Here is a 13,739-nt window from a genome sequence, read left to right as displayed (position 1 = left end):
GACGGGGGGAATCCGTGAAACCTGTGGGAACAAGTTCATTGGTTCAGTGCTTGGGGGATTCAAGGGTGCAGAGAGGTGCCGGAGTCGGTGTCAAACACATGCATGTCTGCGGTGTCAAAACCCAGGTCGATCCGCTGGCGCAACTGGCTTTGTGCATTGCCGGGCAGCATGGCCGCCACGCGCTGGCCGGCGGGCGTGTTCATGTGGCCCACCACCTGGCTCTCGGTGCCGAGGTACTCCACGACATCCACATTCAGGCTGAGCACGCTGTGGTGGCCGGCGCGGGGGCGCAGGGCCTGGGGGCGCAGGCCCAGCGTCAGCGCCTGGTCCGCGCGCGGAGGCTGGGCCGCCAGCCAGTCGGGCGCGGTCCAGGCAAACCCCTCGCCGCGCAGCACGCCAAGGCCTTGCTCCGTGGTGTAGCGGGCCTTGAAGAAGTTCATGGTGGGCGTGCCGATGAACCCCGCCACGAACAGACTGGCCGGACGCGTGAACACTTCGGACGGCGTGCCGATCTGCTGGATGCGCCCCTTGTCGAAGATCACGATGCGCGAGGCCAGCGTCATGGCCTCGACCTGGTCATGGGTTACGTACACCGTGGTCTTGGCCAGCCGTTCGTGCAGCATGGCCAGCTCGGCGCGCATGTGGCCCCGCAGTTTGGCGTCCAGGTTGGACAGCGGCTCGTCGAACAGGAACACCTTGGGCTCCCGCACGATGGACCGCCCGATGGCCACACGCTGGCGCTGCCCACCCGACAGCTCCTTGGGCTTGCGCTCGAGCAGATGCTCGATGTTAAGAATACGGGCCGCCCCGGTCACCTTGTCAGCGATCTCGGCCTTGGACCGGCCCGAGAGCCGCAGCGCAAAGGACATGTTCTCGGCGACATTCATGTGCGGATAGAGCGCGTAGTTCTGGAACACCATCGCGATGTCCCGGTCCATGGGGGCGGAGTGGGTGACGTCCTTGCCACCGATCAGGATCTGCCCTTGCGTGACTTCTTCCAGGCCCGCAATCATCCGAAGCGTGGTGCTCTTGCCGCACCCGGACTCCCCGAGCAGCACGATGAATTCGCCTTCGTGGATTGCCAAGTCCATCTGCTGCACGACAGTCACGTCGCCGAAGCGCTTGACCACGTTGCGTAGTTCCAGTCCTGCCATGTGTGCTCCTGTGCTTATCGGTGTGGTGTGGGTGCGGCCGGTGGCGGCGGCCCGAACTTCTTTTGCCACTGCGCGGCCGTGTAGCGCCGCACGCCCCAGCCCACAGGCGGCTGCCGGCTCGCCGGCGTGCCGGTATCGGGGCCCCAGATGGCCTGGTAGGTGTCCATGCAGCGGCCTCGGTACTGCAGGTAGGCGAATGCCGTGCCCAGTACCAGCCACCAGGCGGCCAGCACGATCCACATCCACCGCGGCGCATCGGCCGCATAGAGGCCCAGGAAGATCGTGACGACAGCTGCCAACAGCGCGATGTAGCCACCGGCCTTGTGGACATACTCGAAAGTGACCCGGGTGGCCGTCATGTCGTAGTGGTCTCCGCGGATGTGCGCCGCGGTGGGGCCGCCCTTGGTGCCCCTGGCCCACGCCGACGCGACCTGCACGATCGCCAGCCCCAGCACGCACCACCCCATGGCACCGTGCAAGGCGGCCGCCTGGCCCGCCGCACGGGCATTGCTCCAGGCCAGGCCGATGCCGACGAGCATCAGCGCAAAGCCGCTGTATTGCAGGGTGCGGTGCGCATGCCACCAGGCCTTGTTGTCGCGCACGGTGGGCCAGTTCTGGCCCGGTATCACCTTGAAGAAACGGGCGACCAAGATGCCCAGGGGCAGCAGCACCGCCCACGCCAGCACCATGACGCGTGCATGCCAGTAGGCCCAGGGGGCGATCTCGTGGTGTGTGGCGCCGCTGATGGGCGTCAACAGCCACTGCATCAAATCATTCATGGGCAACCCACCTCAAGCGCGGCACAGCACGCGCGAGACATCCGGTTCGCGCTGTGTGGCCACGAAGCGCTCGAACTGCAGCGTCTCCATGTTGAAGTAGCCGAGCAGGTCGTTGTCCTGGCTCACAAACGCCAGCGGCCGGGTGGGATGAAAACTCAGGGCGATGGCCCGGGCGTCCATTTGCACATGGGCCAGCTCGTGCAGGGTTGCCGGGTCCACGATCGACAGGCTGCGTGCCCCGTAGTTGGTCACCACCAGCCGACCGTCGCGGTACAGGTACAGGCGTGTGGCATCGTCGCGGGACGGCGCCTGGTACTTCACCTGCATGGTCGCCGTGTCGATCGCGCACAGGGTGTTGCTCCAGCGGCAGGTCACATACAGCGTCTTCTCGTCTTCGCTCAGCGCGTAGCCCTCGGGCTTTTCGCCGGGCGAGCATGCGACGGGGGCCACGGTAGCGTCGTGCGGCCGGATCTTCGTCACGGTGTGCGACAGCAGGTTCATCGAGTAAGCCGTCTGGCCGTCGCGCGTCAGGGCGAACAGGTGGCTCTTGATGCCGCCGGTGCTGACCGCCCGGCGGGGTGCAGTATCGGTGGCGGGGTGGTCGAGGACCACGAGCTGCGCGCAGTCCTCGCTCAGGGCATAAAGGCGGTCCTGCGCGTCCATCTGCATGCCGTGCAGCCGGTTGAAGGGAGCGATGTCGATGGTGCGGGCCAGCTCGCGGCGGGCGATGTCCACCTGGAAGATCTGCGTGCCCCCAAAGCCCAGGTGGCCGGATGTCTCGACCCCGTAGTGGCCGATGTACGCGTACTGCTCGTTGGAGTCGATCACGAACTCGTGCGGAAAGTCAGGCAACTGGATGCTGGCCAGGCGCTCGCCGCTGTCGATGTCGTAGTAGCTCAGGCAGTGGCTGCACTTTTCCACCAGCAAAAGAATGTTGTCGGTCATGGTCGGAAGGCTCCGCGGGTATTGAGAACGATGCTGTAGAGCGACGTGCTGGCGGTGATGAACAGCGTGTCGCCCCGCACACCTCCGAAAGTGAGGTTGCCGACCTTTTCAGGCACCAGGATCTTTCCGAGCAGCGTCCCGTCGGGGTGGTACACCTGCACGCTGTCCAGGCTGCTGGTGTAGATCCAGCCGCAGTGGTCGACGCGGAACCCATCCGGCAGGCCGGGCGAGATGTCGGCGAACACGCGCGGGTTCTCCAGGCTGTGCCCGTTCACGTCGAACACCACGATGTGGTGGTTGCCCGTGCCGTCCGCGCTCAGGGCAGCGGAGGTGTCGCTCACGTACAGCAAGCGCTCGTCGGGCGAGAAAGCCAGCCCGTTGGGCTCCTGCACGAAGTCGGACGCGGCGTGCAGCGCGCCGTCCGCCGGGTCATAGCAAAACACATGGTTCGCTGGCAGCTCGCGCGGCGCCTTGTAGCCTTCGCGGTCGCTCAGGATTCCGTAGGGGGGGTCGGTGAACCAGATGCAGCCATTGCGCTGCACCACGACATCGTTGGGGGAGTTCAGGCGCTTGCCCCGGAACTCGCGCACCACCACCTCGTCGATGGTGTCGGCGCGCACGATGCCCTGCACCTGCGGAGTGCGAACGATGGCACGCAGCCCGTGCGAGCAATGCAGAAGATTGCCTTCGTTGTCCAGCACATGGCCGTTGGTGAACTCGACCTGTTCGCGCCACACCGACATGCCGGCACTGGCAGACCAGCGCAGGATGCGGTTGTTGGGAATGTCGCTCCACAGCACCGAATCGTCGTGCGGCAGCCAGACGGGGCCCTCGCTCCATATGGCGCCTGTGCACAGTCGGCGTAGCGACGCGCCCGCAAATACCGGTGCCACGCGCGGGTCCAGGACCTGCAAGGAGGAAGAAGGAAATTCGTTCACGGTCATGCGTGGATGTAGGCCGTCTTCACAGTGGTGAAGAATTCCTTGGCGTGGGTGCCCTGCTCGCGGGGGCCGTAGCTGCTTGCCTTGCGTCCGCCGAAGGGCACGTGGTAGTCCACGCCGGCGGTGGGCAGATTCACCATCACCATGCCGGCCTGCACATGGCGTTTGAAGTGCATGACATGCTTGAGGCTGGCGGTGGCGATGCCGGCGGACAGGCCGAAGGGCGTGTCGTTGGCCACCTGCAGGGCCTCTTCGTAGTCCCGCACGCGGATGACGCTGGCCACCGGCCCGAAGATTTCCTCGCGGTTGATGCGCATCGACGGCAGGCTGTCCACAAACAGCGTGGGCGCCATGAAATAGCCCTTGTTCGCGCTGCCGGTGTGGCAGCGCACCGGATGCCCGCCCAGGGCCAGGGTGGCGCCTTCGGCACGGCCGATCTCGGCATACTCCAGGTCCTGCTCGAGCTGGCTCTGGCTGACCACGGGCCCCATGTCGGTGCCGATGGCACGGGCATCGCCCACCTTGATCTTCTGCAGGCGCTCTTGCAGCGCCGCCACGAACGCAGGGTAGATCTTGTCGGTGACGATCAGCCGGCTCGAGGCCGTGCAGCGCTGGCCCGTTGAATAGAAACCGCTTTGCGCGCTGAGCTCGACCGCCTGGGCAAGGTCTGCATCGTCCAGCACGACCTGGGGGTTCTTGCCGCCCATTTCCACCTGCACCTTCTTGCCCAGCTGTGCGCACATCACGGAGATGCAGCGGCCCACGCCCACCGAGCCGGTGAAGCTGATGGCAGCGATGTCGGGGTGGCGGGTCATCGCCTCGCCCACCACGCGCCCCTGGCCCATGACCAGGTTGAACACACCAGCCGGAATGCCGCTGCGCAGGATGATGTCCGACAAGGCCCAGGCGCAGCCGGGCGCCAGCTCAGCGGGCTTCAAGACCACGCAGTTGCCAAAAGCCAGGGCGGGCGCGATCTTCCATGCAGGGATGGCGATCGGGAAGTTCCAGGGCGTGATCAGCCCCACCACGCCGACCGGCTCGCGGCTGACGTCCACGCCCACGCCAGGGCGGATCGATGGAAGGGTGTCTCCCGCCATCCGCATGCATTCGCCGGCGAAGAACTTGAAGATATGGCCTGCCCGCGTCACCTCGCCGATGGCCTCGGGGAGTGTCTTGCCCTCCTCGCGGGCCAGCAGGTTGCCCAGCTCTTCCTTGCGGGCCAGGATCTCGGCAGCGATCTTTTCGAGTGCGTCGTGCCGGGCCTGTATGCCCGTCTGGCTCCATGCGGCAAACGCATTTTTCGCGGCCAGCACCGCGGCATTCACGTCGTCGGTGTCGCCCTGGGCGTATTCACCGATCACGTCGGACACGTCGCTGGGGTTCGTGTTCGCCGCATAGGCAGCAGCAGGCGCACGTTCGCCGTTGATGAGGTTGTCGTAACGAAGCATGTCGGTTCTTTCAGCGTGCCCAGCGGAGCACCAGGGGGTCCAGGCGCCGCGCGATGTCGATCAGTTGCGCGCGTACCTGGGGGTGCAGGGGTGGCCAGGGGTGCCGGGGGGCGTCGCAGGCGATCACGCCCCCTTCTTTCATCAGCGCCTTGGCAGCCAGAAATCCGGCCTGCCGGTTCTCGTGGTTGATCAGCGGCAGCCAGCGCTGGTACTGCGCAAAGGCTGCGTCGCGGTCGCCGCTGCGGTGCGCATCGATGATGGGCCGGATGCCGTCCGCAAAGCCGGCACCCGTCATGGCGCCGGTGGCACCAGCCTCCAGGTCTGCCAGCAGGGTGATGGCCTCTTCGCCGTCCCACGGGCCTTCGATGGCCTCGCCGCCCAGAGCGATCAGCTCGCGCAGCTTGTTGGCGGCGCCCGCGGTTTCCATCTTGAAGTAGCAGACCTGCTCGATGTCCTGGGCCATGCGTGCCAAAAAGGCGGACGACAGCGGCGTGCCGGCAGCGGGCGCGTCCTGCACCATGATGGGAATGCCGATGGCGTCGGACACTTGTGCGTAGAACGCATGGATCTGCGCTTCGCTGAATCGGAACGTGGCCCCGTGGTAAGGCGGCATCACCATCACCATGGCCGCGCCCATGTCCTGCGCCCGGCGGCTGCGCGCGGCGCAGATGGCGGTACTGGTGTGGGTGGTGGTGACGATGACGGGCACACGGCCTGCCACATGCGCGAGCACGGTGCGGGTCAAGGTCTCGCGCTCATCGTCCGAGACCAGGAACTGCTCGGAAAAGTTGGCCAGGACGCACAGGCCGTCCACGCCCGAGTCGATCATGAAGTCCACGCAGCGCTTCTGGCTCGCAAGGTCCAGGGTGCCGTCTTCATGGAAGGTGGTCGGGGCCACGGGGAAGATACCGCGGTAGCGCGGGCTGGAGAGTCCGGGCATGCTGTTCACTCGGTGATGTCGAACTGGTCCAGGTACTCCGTCTTGAGCGTCAGCCCCAGGCCCGGCACGTCGTCCTTCAGCTGGATGAAGCCGTTCTCCGCAATCGGCTCGCCGTCGAAGATGTACCAGAACAGCTCGTTGCCCACCTCCACGTCGAAGATGGGGAAGTACTCGGCCATGGGCGAGGCCAGGGTGCTCATGGTCAGGTGGTAGTTGTGCATCTGCCCTGCGTGCGGGACGACGGGCACGCTGTAGGCCTCGCACAGCGCGTTGATCTTGTGGGCTGCGGTGATGCCGCCGACGCGGTTGGTGTCGTACTGCACCACGCTCACCGCTTTCTTGTCGAGCAGCTGCTTGAACCCGTAGAGACTGAACTCGTGCTCTCCGCCAGAGATCGGGATGCTGGTGAGCTGGTTGAGCTCGGCATAGCCGTCGATGTCGTCCGCGATGACGGGCTCTTCGAGCCATCGGGGTTCAAACTTTTCGAGCTTGGGCAGGATGCGCTTGGCGTACTCGACGTTCCAGCCCATGTAGCACTCGAGCATGAGGTCGTTGTCATAGCCGATCACCTCGCGCACGGCTTCGACGGACTTGAGGTTTTCCTTCACGCCCTGCTGCAGGTGCGCCGGGCCGTAGCCGAAGCGCATCTTGAATGCGGTGAAGCCCTGCTCCAGAAAGCTCTGGGCCTCGTCCTGCATGTCGTCGAGGTTGGTGCGGTACAGCTTGGAGTAGTAGCACGGGATCTTCTCCTTGGTGCGCCCGCCCAGCAGCTTGAACACGGGCTTGTTCACGCTCTTGCCCAGGATGTCCCAGATGGCCAGGTCTACCGCGGAGATCGCCGCCATCGTCACGCCCTTGCGGCCCCAGGCATGGGTGGCGCGGTACATGCGCTGCCACAGGTATTCGTAGTCCCAAGGGTCCTGGCCTATCACCAGCGGCGCCAGGTACTGGTCGATGATGGCTTTTGCGATGGTGGGTGCGAGCGCCACGTTGCCCAGGCCGACGATGCCGTCGTCGGTTTCGATCTCGACCACCGTCCACGCATGGAAGCGGAAGGTGCTCATGGTCTCCTGCGGCGCATACAGCAGGTCCATGGCGTTGGAGCAGAAGTTGCCCTGCGGCGGGACAGTCTTGCCCTTCCATTGAAAAACACGGGCACGGACGGATTTGATTTTCATGATGTTCAGGCGTCTTCTTGGTCGTCAGTGGGTAGCGGTGGACCGCTGGCGGGCCTGCCATTGGCTCAGGCCCATGCGGGTGGCGATCTGAAAGGCGTTGCAGGTCGCGTTGACATCCGCAGCACCCTTGCCTGCGATGTCGAAGGCGGTGCCGTGGGCCGGTGTGGTGATGGGCACAGGCAGCCCTCCCTGCACCGTGACGCCTTTGCTGAAGCCCATGAGCTTGATGGCGATCTGCCCCTGGTCGTGGTACATGGTCACGATGGCCTGGTACAGGCCGTCGCGGGCCTTGAGGAAGATCGTGTCGGCCGGGAACGGGCCATCCACCGGAAAGCCGCTGTCCCTGAGCTGCTGGACAGCGGGGGCGATGATGTCGATCTCCTCGCGCCCGCACACGCCGCCGTCGCCGCCATGCGGGTTGAACGCAGCCACCGCCACCTTGGGCTCTGGGTGGCCGCTGGCCTGCAGCGATTGGTAGATGAGCCGGGCCGCAGCGACGATGCGCTCCTGGCTCAGCATCTGGGCGGCGTCCTTGAGCGGAATGTGCGAGGAGACGCGCGACGTCCAGAGGTCGCCCAGGGTGTTGAACTCGCAGAAGTAGCCATCCACACCGAGGTACTCGGCGAAGTGGTGCAGCTCGTCTTCGTGCGCCAGACCGCCGAGCTTCATGGCGTGTTTGTTCAGGGGCGCAAAGCAGATGGCATCCACCTCGCCGGCCTTGGCGCCATCCATGCACCCGTTCAGCACCCGGAGCACCGAGGCTCCGCAGTCCGCGCTGGCCTGGCCGATCTCGACCTGGTCCGGGTTGATGGTGGCCACGCTCAGGAAGGCGGGGCGACCGGTGTCCGAACGGCTGCGAACGCCTGCCAAGCTCTCGGCCACTTCGGTGGGCACCTCGACGCCGGCGACGCGCTGGCCCTCTTGCCACACCCACTCGTCCCCCACCACCACGATGTTGGCCTGATCGGTGATGCCCGGCTGGCTCAGCAGTTTGGCGATCAGCTCGGGGCCTATGCCTGCCGGGTCTCCGAGGGTGATGGCAACGACGGGCTTTGCTGTCTTCATCATGTAAAGAGTGGTTACAAAAAGCTTCAGTAAGCGGATGGGTGGCGAATATAAGAACAAATACTATTAACGTATATTGAAAAGTTGCACTCGATAGATAACCTCTGGCTATCATTTATGATTCATATGTACTATTTGGTACACGCAAACTTTTGTGCTGTTAGAAATGCCTGAAACCACACAGCTTTTGGTCTCCCAGATCCTCAACCGCCTGCGCATGCGCCAGGTGGCCTTGCTGCTCAGCTTTGCGGACCACGGCACGCTGCGCCGTGCGGCCGCTGAACTGGGCATGAGCCAGCCGGCGGCCACCAAGATGATTCAGGAGCTGGAGTCGGCGCTGGGGCAGCGGCTGTTCGAGCGCGACGGGCGCGGCCAGAAGATGACCCAGGCCGGCGAAAAGGTGCTGGGGTTTTTCCAGGGTATGCGCGGTTCGCTGGAATCCATGGTGCGGGAGCTCGACGAGCTGCAGCTCGGCAGCTCCGGGCGGGTGTCGGTCGGCTGCATCATGGCGCCGCTGCCCACGCTGCTCAATCAGGCCATCATCGCGCTCAACAAGACCTATCCGCTGATCACGATCCACGTGACCCTGGACACCAGCGACAGGCTGGTGGAGATGCTCAAGGACGGCTCCATCGACATCGCCGTGGGCCGGGTGGCGCCGGAACACCGGGCCGACTTCATCTTCCAGCCGCTGGCGAACGAGACGCTGTCCGTGGTGGTGGGCGTCGACCACCCGCTGGCCAGCAGGAAGCATGTTCCATTCGACAGCCTGCTCGAATATTCATGGATCCTGCAGCCCTCTGGCAGCCCGATGCGGGAGGTGCTGGAGCAGGAGTTCCGCGCCATCCATGCGCCATTGCCCCGCGGGCTGGTCGAAACCGCGTCGATCCTGACCACCATGCGCCTGATTGCGGACACCACGATGATTGCGGTGATTCCCCTGTCGATCGCCGACATCTACGCGCGGCACAATCTGCTGTGCATCCTGCCGTGCCACATCAAGCACAAGATGGGCGCTTTCGGCTCCATCATCCGCAAGGACAGGCCTTTGCCAGAAGCGGCGCGTTACTTTCTTTCAGGCCTGCACGACACGGTGTGAAGGCGGAGGCGGTGCGACCACGTTCGCAAACGTGTCCAGCGCGCGCCACACCGCCAGGATGGCCGGGTCCTGCGCCTCGGCCGCCCTGCGTGCGAGCCCCAGTTCGCGCAGCAAGGGCGGGTGCAGCGGGCGCACCTGCAGGCCCGCGGTGTCCTGCTCGCCATGGATGCCCGCCACGCCCGGCTGCTCCAGCGGCAGCACGGTCACGCCGTGTCCGGCCACCACCAGGCTGCGCAGCGCCAGCGGGTGGTTCAGTTCCATGCGGGGCCGCGGGTTCAGTCCTGCCTGGGCAAACCAGCCGGCCGTGAGCCGGTACATCTGCGTGGCCGGGCCGAACGACATCCACCGCTGATCGGCCAGCCACTGCGGCGTGGCCTGCGCCGGGGCATCCCACGCGGCGGGGATCAACGCCACCATGGGGTCGCTGCGCCAGGGGTCCACCTGCACACCGCCGCCGGATGTCTGGGGCAGCGCCACGATGGCCAGGTCCAGCGTGCCCGCGCGCAGGCGGGCCATGGCGTCGGCCGAGCTGAGCACATCGAGCTTGACGTCCACGCCAGGACTCTGGCGGGCCAGCCACTCCAGCAAGGGCGGCAGCAGGCCCACACTCACACCCGCGGTGGTGGCCAGGCGCACCACACCCTCCAGCCCCTGCGCGCGCCGGCGCACCTGCTCCACCATTTCGTCAGACGCAGCAAGCAGCCGCCGCCCGCCATCCACCAGCACCTGACCTGCGGGAGTCAGGCTGGCATGGCGCCGTCCGCGCACCACCAGCGTGGCGTCAAGGCGCGACTCCAGCTCGCTGATGTGCAGGCTCACCGTGGGGGGCGCCAGGTGCAGCGCCTGGGCCGCTGCAGCGAGCGTTCCCAGGTCGGCAATGGCAATCAAAGTCTGCAGCTGGTCGAGGTTGAGGTTTCGCATCAGAAATTCTGAATTCAACAGTCATTGAACTTCACTTTACAGAAGTCTGACCCAAAAAGATGATTCTGCTTCGAAACAAAATGCTGCGCGCCCTCATGCTCACCAACGACATCTTCCTCATCGTGCTGCTGTCCGCCGCACTCAATGCCGGCTGGAACAGCGCCATCAAGGTGGGCGGCGACCGCATCACCGCCATGGCCATCACCACACTCCTGGGCAGCGGCCTGTCGCTGCTGGCCTTGCCCTGGGTGGACATGCCGGCGTCGGCCAGTTGGCCGTTGCTGGCCCTGTCGATCGCAGTGCACACCGCCTACCACTTCGCCCTGCCCATCGCCTACAACCACGGCGACATGGGCCAGGTGTACCCCATCGCCCGGGGCTCGGCGCCATTGCTGGTGATGGCGGGTGCGGCATGGCTGGCGGGCGAATGGCCCAGCACCGGCGCGGTGTGGGGCGTCATGTGCTTGTGCGTCGGCGTGCTGTCGCTGGCATGGGTCCGCAGCACCGGCACCACGCAGCGCCAGGCCGTGGGCTACGCGCTGCTCACCGGGCTCTTGATCGCGGCGTACACGGTGGTGGATGCGCTGGGCGCACGGCAGGCGGGCTCGGCCATCGGCTTTGCAGTCGTGCTGACGCTGGGCGACGGCATTGCCACGGCGCTCATCGTGCTGCTGTGGAAGGGGCCCCGCACCTTCTGCGTGGACAGGGCCATGCTTTGGCGCTGCAGCGCCGCGGGCACCATGCAGATGGGGGCGTACTGGATTGCAGTGTGGGCGCTGGCGCGGGCCCCCATGGGCGCCGTGTCCGCCCTGCGCGAGACCAGCGTGCTGCTGGTGGCGCTGATATCCACCTGGCTGCTCAAGGAGCGGATGGGCCCGGCGCGCATCGTGTCGGCCGTGCTGGTATGCGCAGGGCTGCTGATGGTGCGGCTTTCGGCCTGAAGCACCAGCCCGTGGTTCCTGGGGCGCCGCGACCTCAAGGCACCTTGGCGGAGCGCCTTGCCACAGCGTTCTTGGCCCCTGCCCTCGCACCCGCCCCTGCGATGCCCCCAACATCCACACCCGCCAGCGTGCCCGACTTCGCCAGCGCCTCGGCCAGGAATTTCACGAAGGTCTGCACCCGTGTGGAGAACTGGTGGCGCTGCGGGTACACCGCATACACATCGGCCGCGGGCGTCTGGTACTGCGGCAGCACGGGCTCCAGCAGGCCCTGCGCCAGGTGCCGGTTCACATCCCACTCGGCGCGCATCACGATGCCGTGGCCCTGCAAAGCCCACAGCACGGCGATCTCGCCATCGTTGGTGGTCAGGTTGCCGGTGATCTTGATGGACTCGGTGTGCGCCTTGCTGCCCCGCCCGGTGGTCAGCCGCCACAGGCCATAAGCCTCGTCGCCCTGGCGGATGCCGATGCACTGGTGGGCCATCAGGTCGCGCGGCACGCGGGGCCGGCCGTGGCGCTCCAGGTAGGCCGGCGCGGCGCACAGCACGCGCCGGTTGGGGGCGATGCGGCGGGCGACGACACGGCCGTCGGGCGGCTCGCCGAACCGCACGCACACGTCGTAGGCGTCGTCGGTGATGGGCGGCGGGTGCACCGACAGCTGCAATTGCACATCCACCTCGGGGTACAGCCGCACGAAGTCGGAGATGGCCGGCGCGATGTGCATGCGCCCGAAGCCCAGCGTGGCGTTCACGCGCAGCAGGCCCTTGGGGCTGGCGCGGGACTGCACGATGAGCTCGTCCAGCGCGTCGATCTCGCGCAGGATGCGGCGCGCGTGCTCCAGCAGCAGCTCGCCCTCGGGCGTGAGGCTCATGCGGCGGGTGGACCGGTTCACCAGCACCACGCCCAGTCGCCGCTCCATCTGCGCCAGGTGCTTGCTGACGGCTGCGGTGGAGACGCCCATTTCGCGCCCGGCGGCGCTCAGGCTGGGGCTGGCGGCCAGGGTGGAGAAAAAGCCCAGCTCTGCAGGCTGGATGGTGCTGGAACTCATCGGCGAGACCTTCAACCCAGGGTTAACGATGGATTCACTTTATCGCCGTTCCTGCGCCGCGTCCAGGCCTACAGTCCGCTCCATCCATTCAGCCACCCAACGCGTTTGTTCAACGCCCTACTCCTATGACCACCTACGCAATAGCCACCATTCCCGGAGACGGCATCGGCAAAGAAGTGATTCCCGCCGGCCAGCGCGTGCTCGAAGCCCTGTCCACCCAGCATCCCGGCCTGCAGTTCGAGTTCGAGAACTTCGGCTGGGGCGGCGACTGGTACCGCGCCCACGGCGTGATGATGCCCGCCGATGGGCTCGATGCCCTGCGCGGCAAGGACGCCATCCTGTTCGGCTCGGCCGGCGACCCGGACATCCCCGACCACATCACGCTGTGGGGACTGCGCCTGAAAATCTGCCAGGGGTTCGACCAGTACGCCAACGTGCGGCCCACGCGCATCCTGCCGGGCATCGACGCGCCGCTCAAGCGCTGCGCCCCCAAGGACCTGGACTGGGTCATCGTGCGCGAGAACTCCGAAGGCGAATACTCCGGCGTGGGCGGCCGCGTGCACCAGGGCCACCCCATTGAGGCGGCCACCGATGTCTCCATCATGACCCGCGTGGGTGTGGAGCGCATCCTGCGCCTTGCGTTTCGACTGGCGCAGTCCCGGCCGCGCAAGCTGCTCACCGTCATCACCAAGAGCAATGCCCAACGCCATGCGATGGTCATGTGGGACGAGATCGCCGCCAAGGTCAGCCAGGAGTTCCCCGACGTGAAGTGGGACAAGGAGCTGGTGGACGCCGCCACGGCCCGCATGGTCAACCGCCCCGCCACGCTGGACACCATCGTCGCCACCAACCTGCACGCCGACATCCTATCGGACCTGGCCGCCGCGCTCGCCGGCAGCCTGGGCATTGCGCCCACCGGCAACATCGACCCCGAGCGCCGCTACCCCAGCATGTTCGAGCCCATCCACGGATCGGCCTTCGACATCATGGGCAAGGGCCTGGCCAACCCCATCGGTACCTTCTGGTCGGTGGTGATGCTGCTGGAGCACCTGGGCGAGACTGCAGCCGCCCGGCAGGTCATGCAGGCCATCGAGCAGGTCACCGCCAACCCGGCCCTGCACACCCGCGACCTGGGCGGCACGGCCACCACGGCGCAGGTGACGGACGCCGTGTGCGCACTGCTGGCGCACCAGCCTCTGCAGCGCGCCGCTTGAGACCGGGCGAGGCGAGCCCCTGCCCTGCGGTGCGAAGACACCGCCAGCCAGGGGCCCCGCGCAACCGGG

Annotated in this window: 13 protein-coding genes; 3 read left to right on the top strand and 10 right to left on the bottom strand. The window is 66.2% G+C overall.

Annotation, left to right across the window (positions count from 1 at the left end):
- Positions 1–59: 59 nt before the first annotated feature.
- The 8 genes from ACSQ3N_RS11320 to ACSQ3N_RS11285 are packed head-to-tail and all read right to left on the bottom strand — an operon-like array spanning position 60 to position 8,453.
- Entirely contained in the window at positions 60–1,154 is a 1,095-nt protein-coding gene (locus ACSQ3N_RS11320) for an ABC transporter ATP-binding protein (protein WP_436146292.1), read from the bottom strand.
- A gap of 14 nt (positions 1,155–1,168) precedes the next feature.
- Positions 1,169–1,933, bottom strand: a complete 765-nt coding sequence (locus ACSQ3N_RS11315) for a cytochrome b561 domain-containing protein (protein ID WP_436146291.1) — start codon at positions 1,931–1,933, stop codon at positions 1,169–1,171.
- 12 nt (positions 1,934–1,945) lie between these two features.
- Entirely contained in the window at positions 1,946–2,878 is a 933-nt protein-coding gene (locus tag ACSQ3N_RS11310; RefSeq protein ID WP_436146290.1) for a YncE family protein, read from the bottom strand.
- Positions 2,875–3,822 carry an SMP-30/gluconolactonase/LRE family protein gene (locus tag ACSQ3N_RS11305; RefSeq protein WP_436146289.1) on the bottom strand — a complete coding sequence of 316 codons (948 nt, stop codon included), beginning with the start codon at positions 3,820–3,822 and terminating at the stop codon, positions 2,875–2,877. Before ACSQ3N_RS11305 ends, ACSQ3N_RS11310 begins: the two co-directional genes overlap by 4 nt.
- Entirely contained in the window at positions 3,819–5,267 is a 1,449-nt protein-coding gene (locus tag ACSQ3N_RS11300) for an aldehyde dehydrogenase family protein (protein ID WP_056168385.1), read from the bottom strand. Before ACSQ3N_RS11300 ends, ACSQ3N_RS11305 begins: the two co-directional genes overlap by 4 nt.
- 10 nt (positions 5,268–5,277) lie before the next feature.
- Positions 5,278–6,207 (bottom strand): dihydrodipicolinate synthase family protein, encoded by a 930-nt coding sequence (locus tag ACSQ3N_RS11295; protein ID WP_436146288.1) that lies wholly within the window; start codon positions 6,205–6,207, stop codon positions 5,278–5,280.
- Between the two features lie 5 nt (positions 6,208–6,212).
- Positions 6,213–7,385, bottom strand: a complete 1,173-nt coding sequence (locus ACSQ3N_RS11290) for an L-rhamnonate dehydratase (RefSeq protein ID WP_056168381.1) — start codon at positions 7,383–7,385, stop codon at positions 6,213–6,215.
- Between the two features lie 24 nt (positions 7,386–7,409).
- Positions 7,410–8,453, bottom strand: a complete 1,044-nt coding sequence (locus ACSQ3N_RS11285; protein ID WP_436146287.1) for a 4-hydroxythreonine-4-phosphate dehydrogenase PdxA — start codon at positions 8,451–8,453, stop codon at positions 7,410–7,412.
- A gap of 163 nt (positions 8,454–8,616) precedes the next feature.
- Between ACSQ3N_RS11285 and ACSQ3N_RS11280 the strand changes: the two genes are divergently transcribed.
- Complete coding sequence (locus ACSQ3N_RS11280) at positions 8,617–9,549, top strand: LysR family transcriptional regulator (protein ID WP_056168375.1); 933 nt, start codon at positions 8,617–8,619, stop codon at positions 9,547–9,549.
- Here ACSQ3N_RS11280 and ACSQ3N_RS11275 read toward each other — a convergent pair.
- Positions 9,526–10,470, bottom strand: a complete 945-nt coding sequence (locus ACSQ3N_RS11275) for a LysR family transcriptional regulator (RefSeq protein WP_056168373.1) — start codon at positions 10,468–10,470, stop codon at positions 9,526–9,528. The genes ACSQ3N_RS11280 and ACSQ3N_RS11275 overlap by 24 nt on opposite strands.
- An 80-nt stretch (positions 10,471–10,550) precedes the next feature.
- On the opposite strand from ACSQ3N_RS11275, the gene ACSQ3N_RS11270 reads away from it, so the two are divergent.
- The gene (locus ACSQ3N_RS11270) at positions 10,551–11,411 is read left to right on the top strand and encodes an EamA family transporter (RefSeq protein ID WP_436146286.1); all 861 of its coding nucleotides are present in this window, start codon (positions 10,551–10,553) and stop codon (positions 11,409–11,411) included.
- A gap of 34 nt (positions 11,412–11,445) precedes the next feature.
- Here the strand turns inward: ACSQ3N_RS11270 and ACSQ3N_RS11265 are convergent, their stop codons facing one another.
- Positions 11,446–12,456, bottom strand: a complete 1,011-nt coding sequence (locus tag ACSQ3N_RS11265; protein ID WP_436146285.1) for a LysR family transcriptional regulator — start codon at positions 12,454–12,456, stop codon at positions 11,446–11,448.
- 125 nt (positions 12,457–12,581) lie between these two features.
- Between ACSQ3N_RS11265 and ACSQ3N_RS11260 the strand changes: the two genes are divergently transcribed.
- Positions 12,582–13,670: a tartrate dehydrogenase gene (locus tag ACSQ3N_RS11260; protein WP_436146284.1), complete on the top strand. Its 1,089-nt coding sequence runs from the start codon at positions 12,582–12,584 to the stop codon at positions 13,668–13,670.
- Positions 13,671–13,739: the final 69 nt, after the last annotated feature.

The organism is Acidovorax sp. LjRoot194, assembly GCF_964253015.1.
In the GTDB taxonomy this organism is placed as follows: Bacteria; Pseudomonadota; Gammaproteobacteria; order Burkholderiales; family Burkholderiaceae_C; genus Acidovorax.
Note: the sequence above shows the minus strand (reverse complement) of the source record. Positions and strands in the feature narration are given on the sequence as shown.

What these genes read in the sequence shown, in the direction of transcription:
- ACSQ3N_RS11320 (WP_436146292.1), bottom strand. Translation starts at nt 1,154, where the DNA reads ATGGCAGGACTGGAACTACGCAACGTGGTCAAGCGCTTCGGCGACGTG.
- ACSQ3N_RS11315 (WP_436146291.1), bottom strand. Translation starts at nt 1,933, where the DNA reads ATGAATGATTTGATGCAGTGGCTGTTGACGCCCATCAGCGGCGCCACA.
- ACSQ3N_RS11310 (WP_436146290.1), bottom strand. Translation starts at nt 2,878, where the DNA reads ATGACCGACAACATTCTTTTGCTGGTGGAAAAGTGCAGCCACTGCCTG.
- ACSQ3N_RS11305 (WP_436146289.1), bottom strand. Translation starts at nt 3,822, where the DNA reads ATGACCGTGAACGAATTTCCTTCTTCCTCCTTGCAGGTCCTGGACCCG.
- ACSQ3N_RS11300 (WP_056168385.1), bottom strand. Translation starts at nt 5,267, where the DNA reads ATGCTTCGTTACGACAACCTCATCAACGGCGAACGTGCGCCTGCTGCT.
- ACSQ3N_RS11295 (WP_436146288.1), bottom strand. Translation starts at nt 6,207, where the DNA reads ATGCCCGGACTCTCCAGCCCGCGCTACCGCGGTATCTTCCCCGTGGCC.
- ACSQ3N_RS11290 (WP_056168381.1), bottom strand. Translation starts at nt 7,385, where the DNA reads ATGAAAATCAAATCCGTCCGTGCCCGTGTTTTTCAATGGAAGGGCAAG.
- ACSQ3N_RS11285 (WP_436146287.1), bottom strand. Translation starts at nt 8,453, where the DNA reads ATGATGAAGACAGCAAAGCCCGTCGTTGCCATCACCCTCGGAGACCCG.
- ACSQ3N_RS11280 (WP_056168375.1), top strand. Translation starts at nt 8,617, where the DNA reads ATGCCTGAAACCACACAGCTTTTGGTCTCCCAGATCCTCAACCGCCTG.
- ACSQ3N_RS11275 (WP_056168373.1), bottom strand. Translation starts at nt 10,470, where the DNA reads ATGCGAAACCTCAACCTCGACCAGCTGCAGACTTTGATTGCCATTGCC.
- ACSQ3N_RS11270 (WP_436146286.1), top strand. Translation starts at nt 10,551, where the DNA reads ATGCTGCGCGCCCTCATGCTCACCAACGACATCTTCCTCATCGTGCTG.
- ACSQ3N_RS11265 (WP_436146285.1), bottom strand. Translation starts at nt 12,456, where the DNA reads ATGAGTTCCAGCACCATCCAGCCTGCAGAGCTGGGCTTTTTCTCCACC.
- ACSQ3N_RS11260 (WP_436146284.1), top strand. Translation starts at nt 12,582, where the DNA reads ATGACCACCTACGCAATAGCCACCATTCCCGGAGACGGCATCGGCAAA.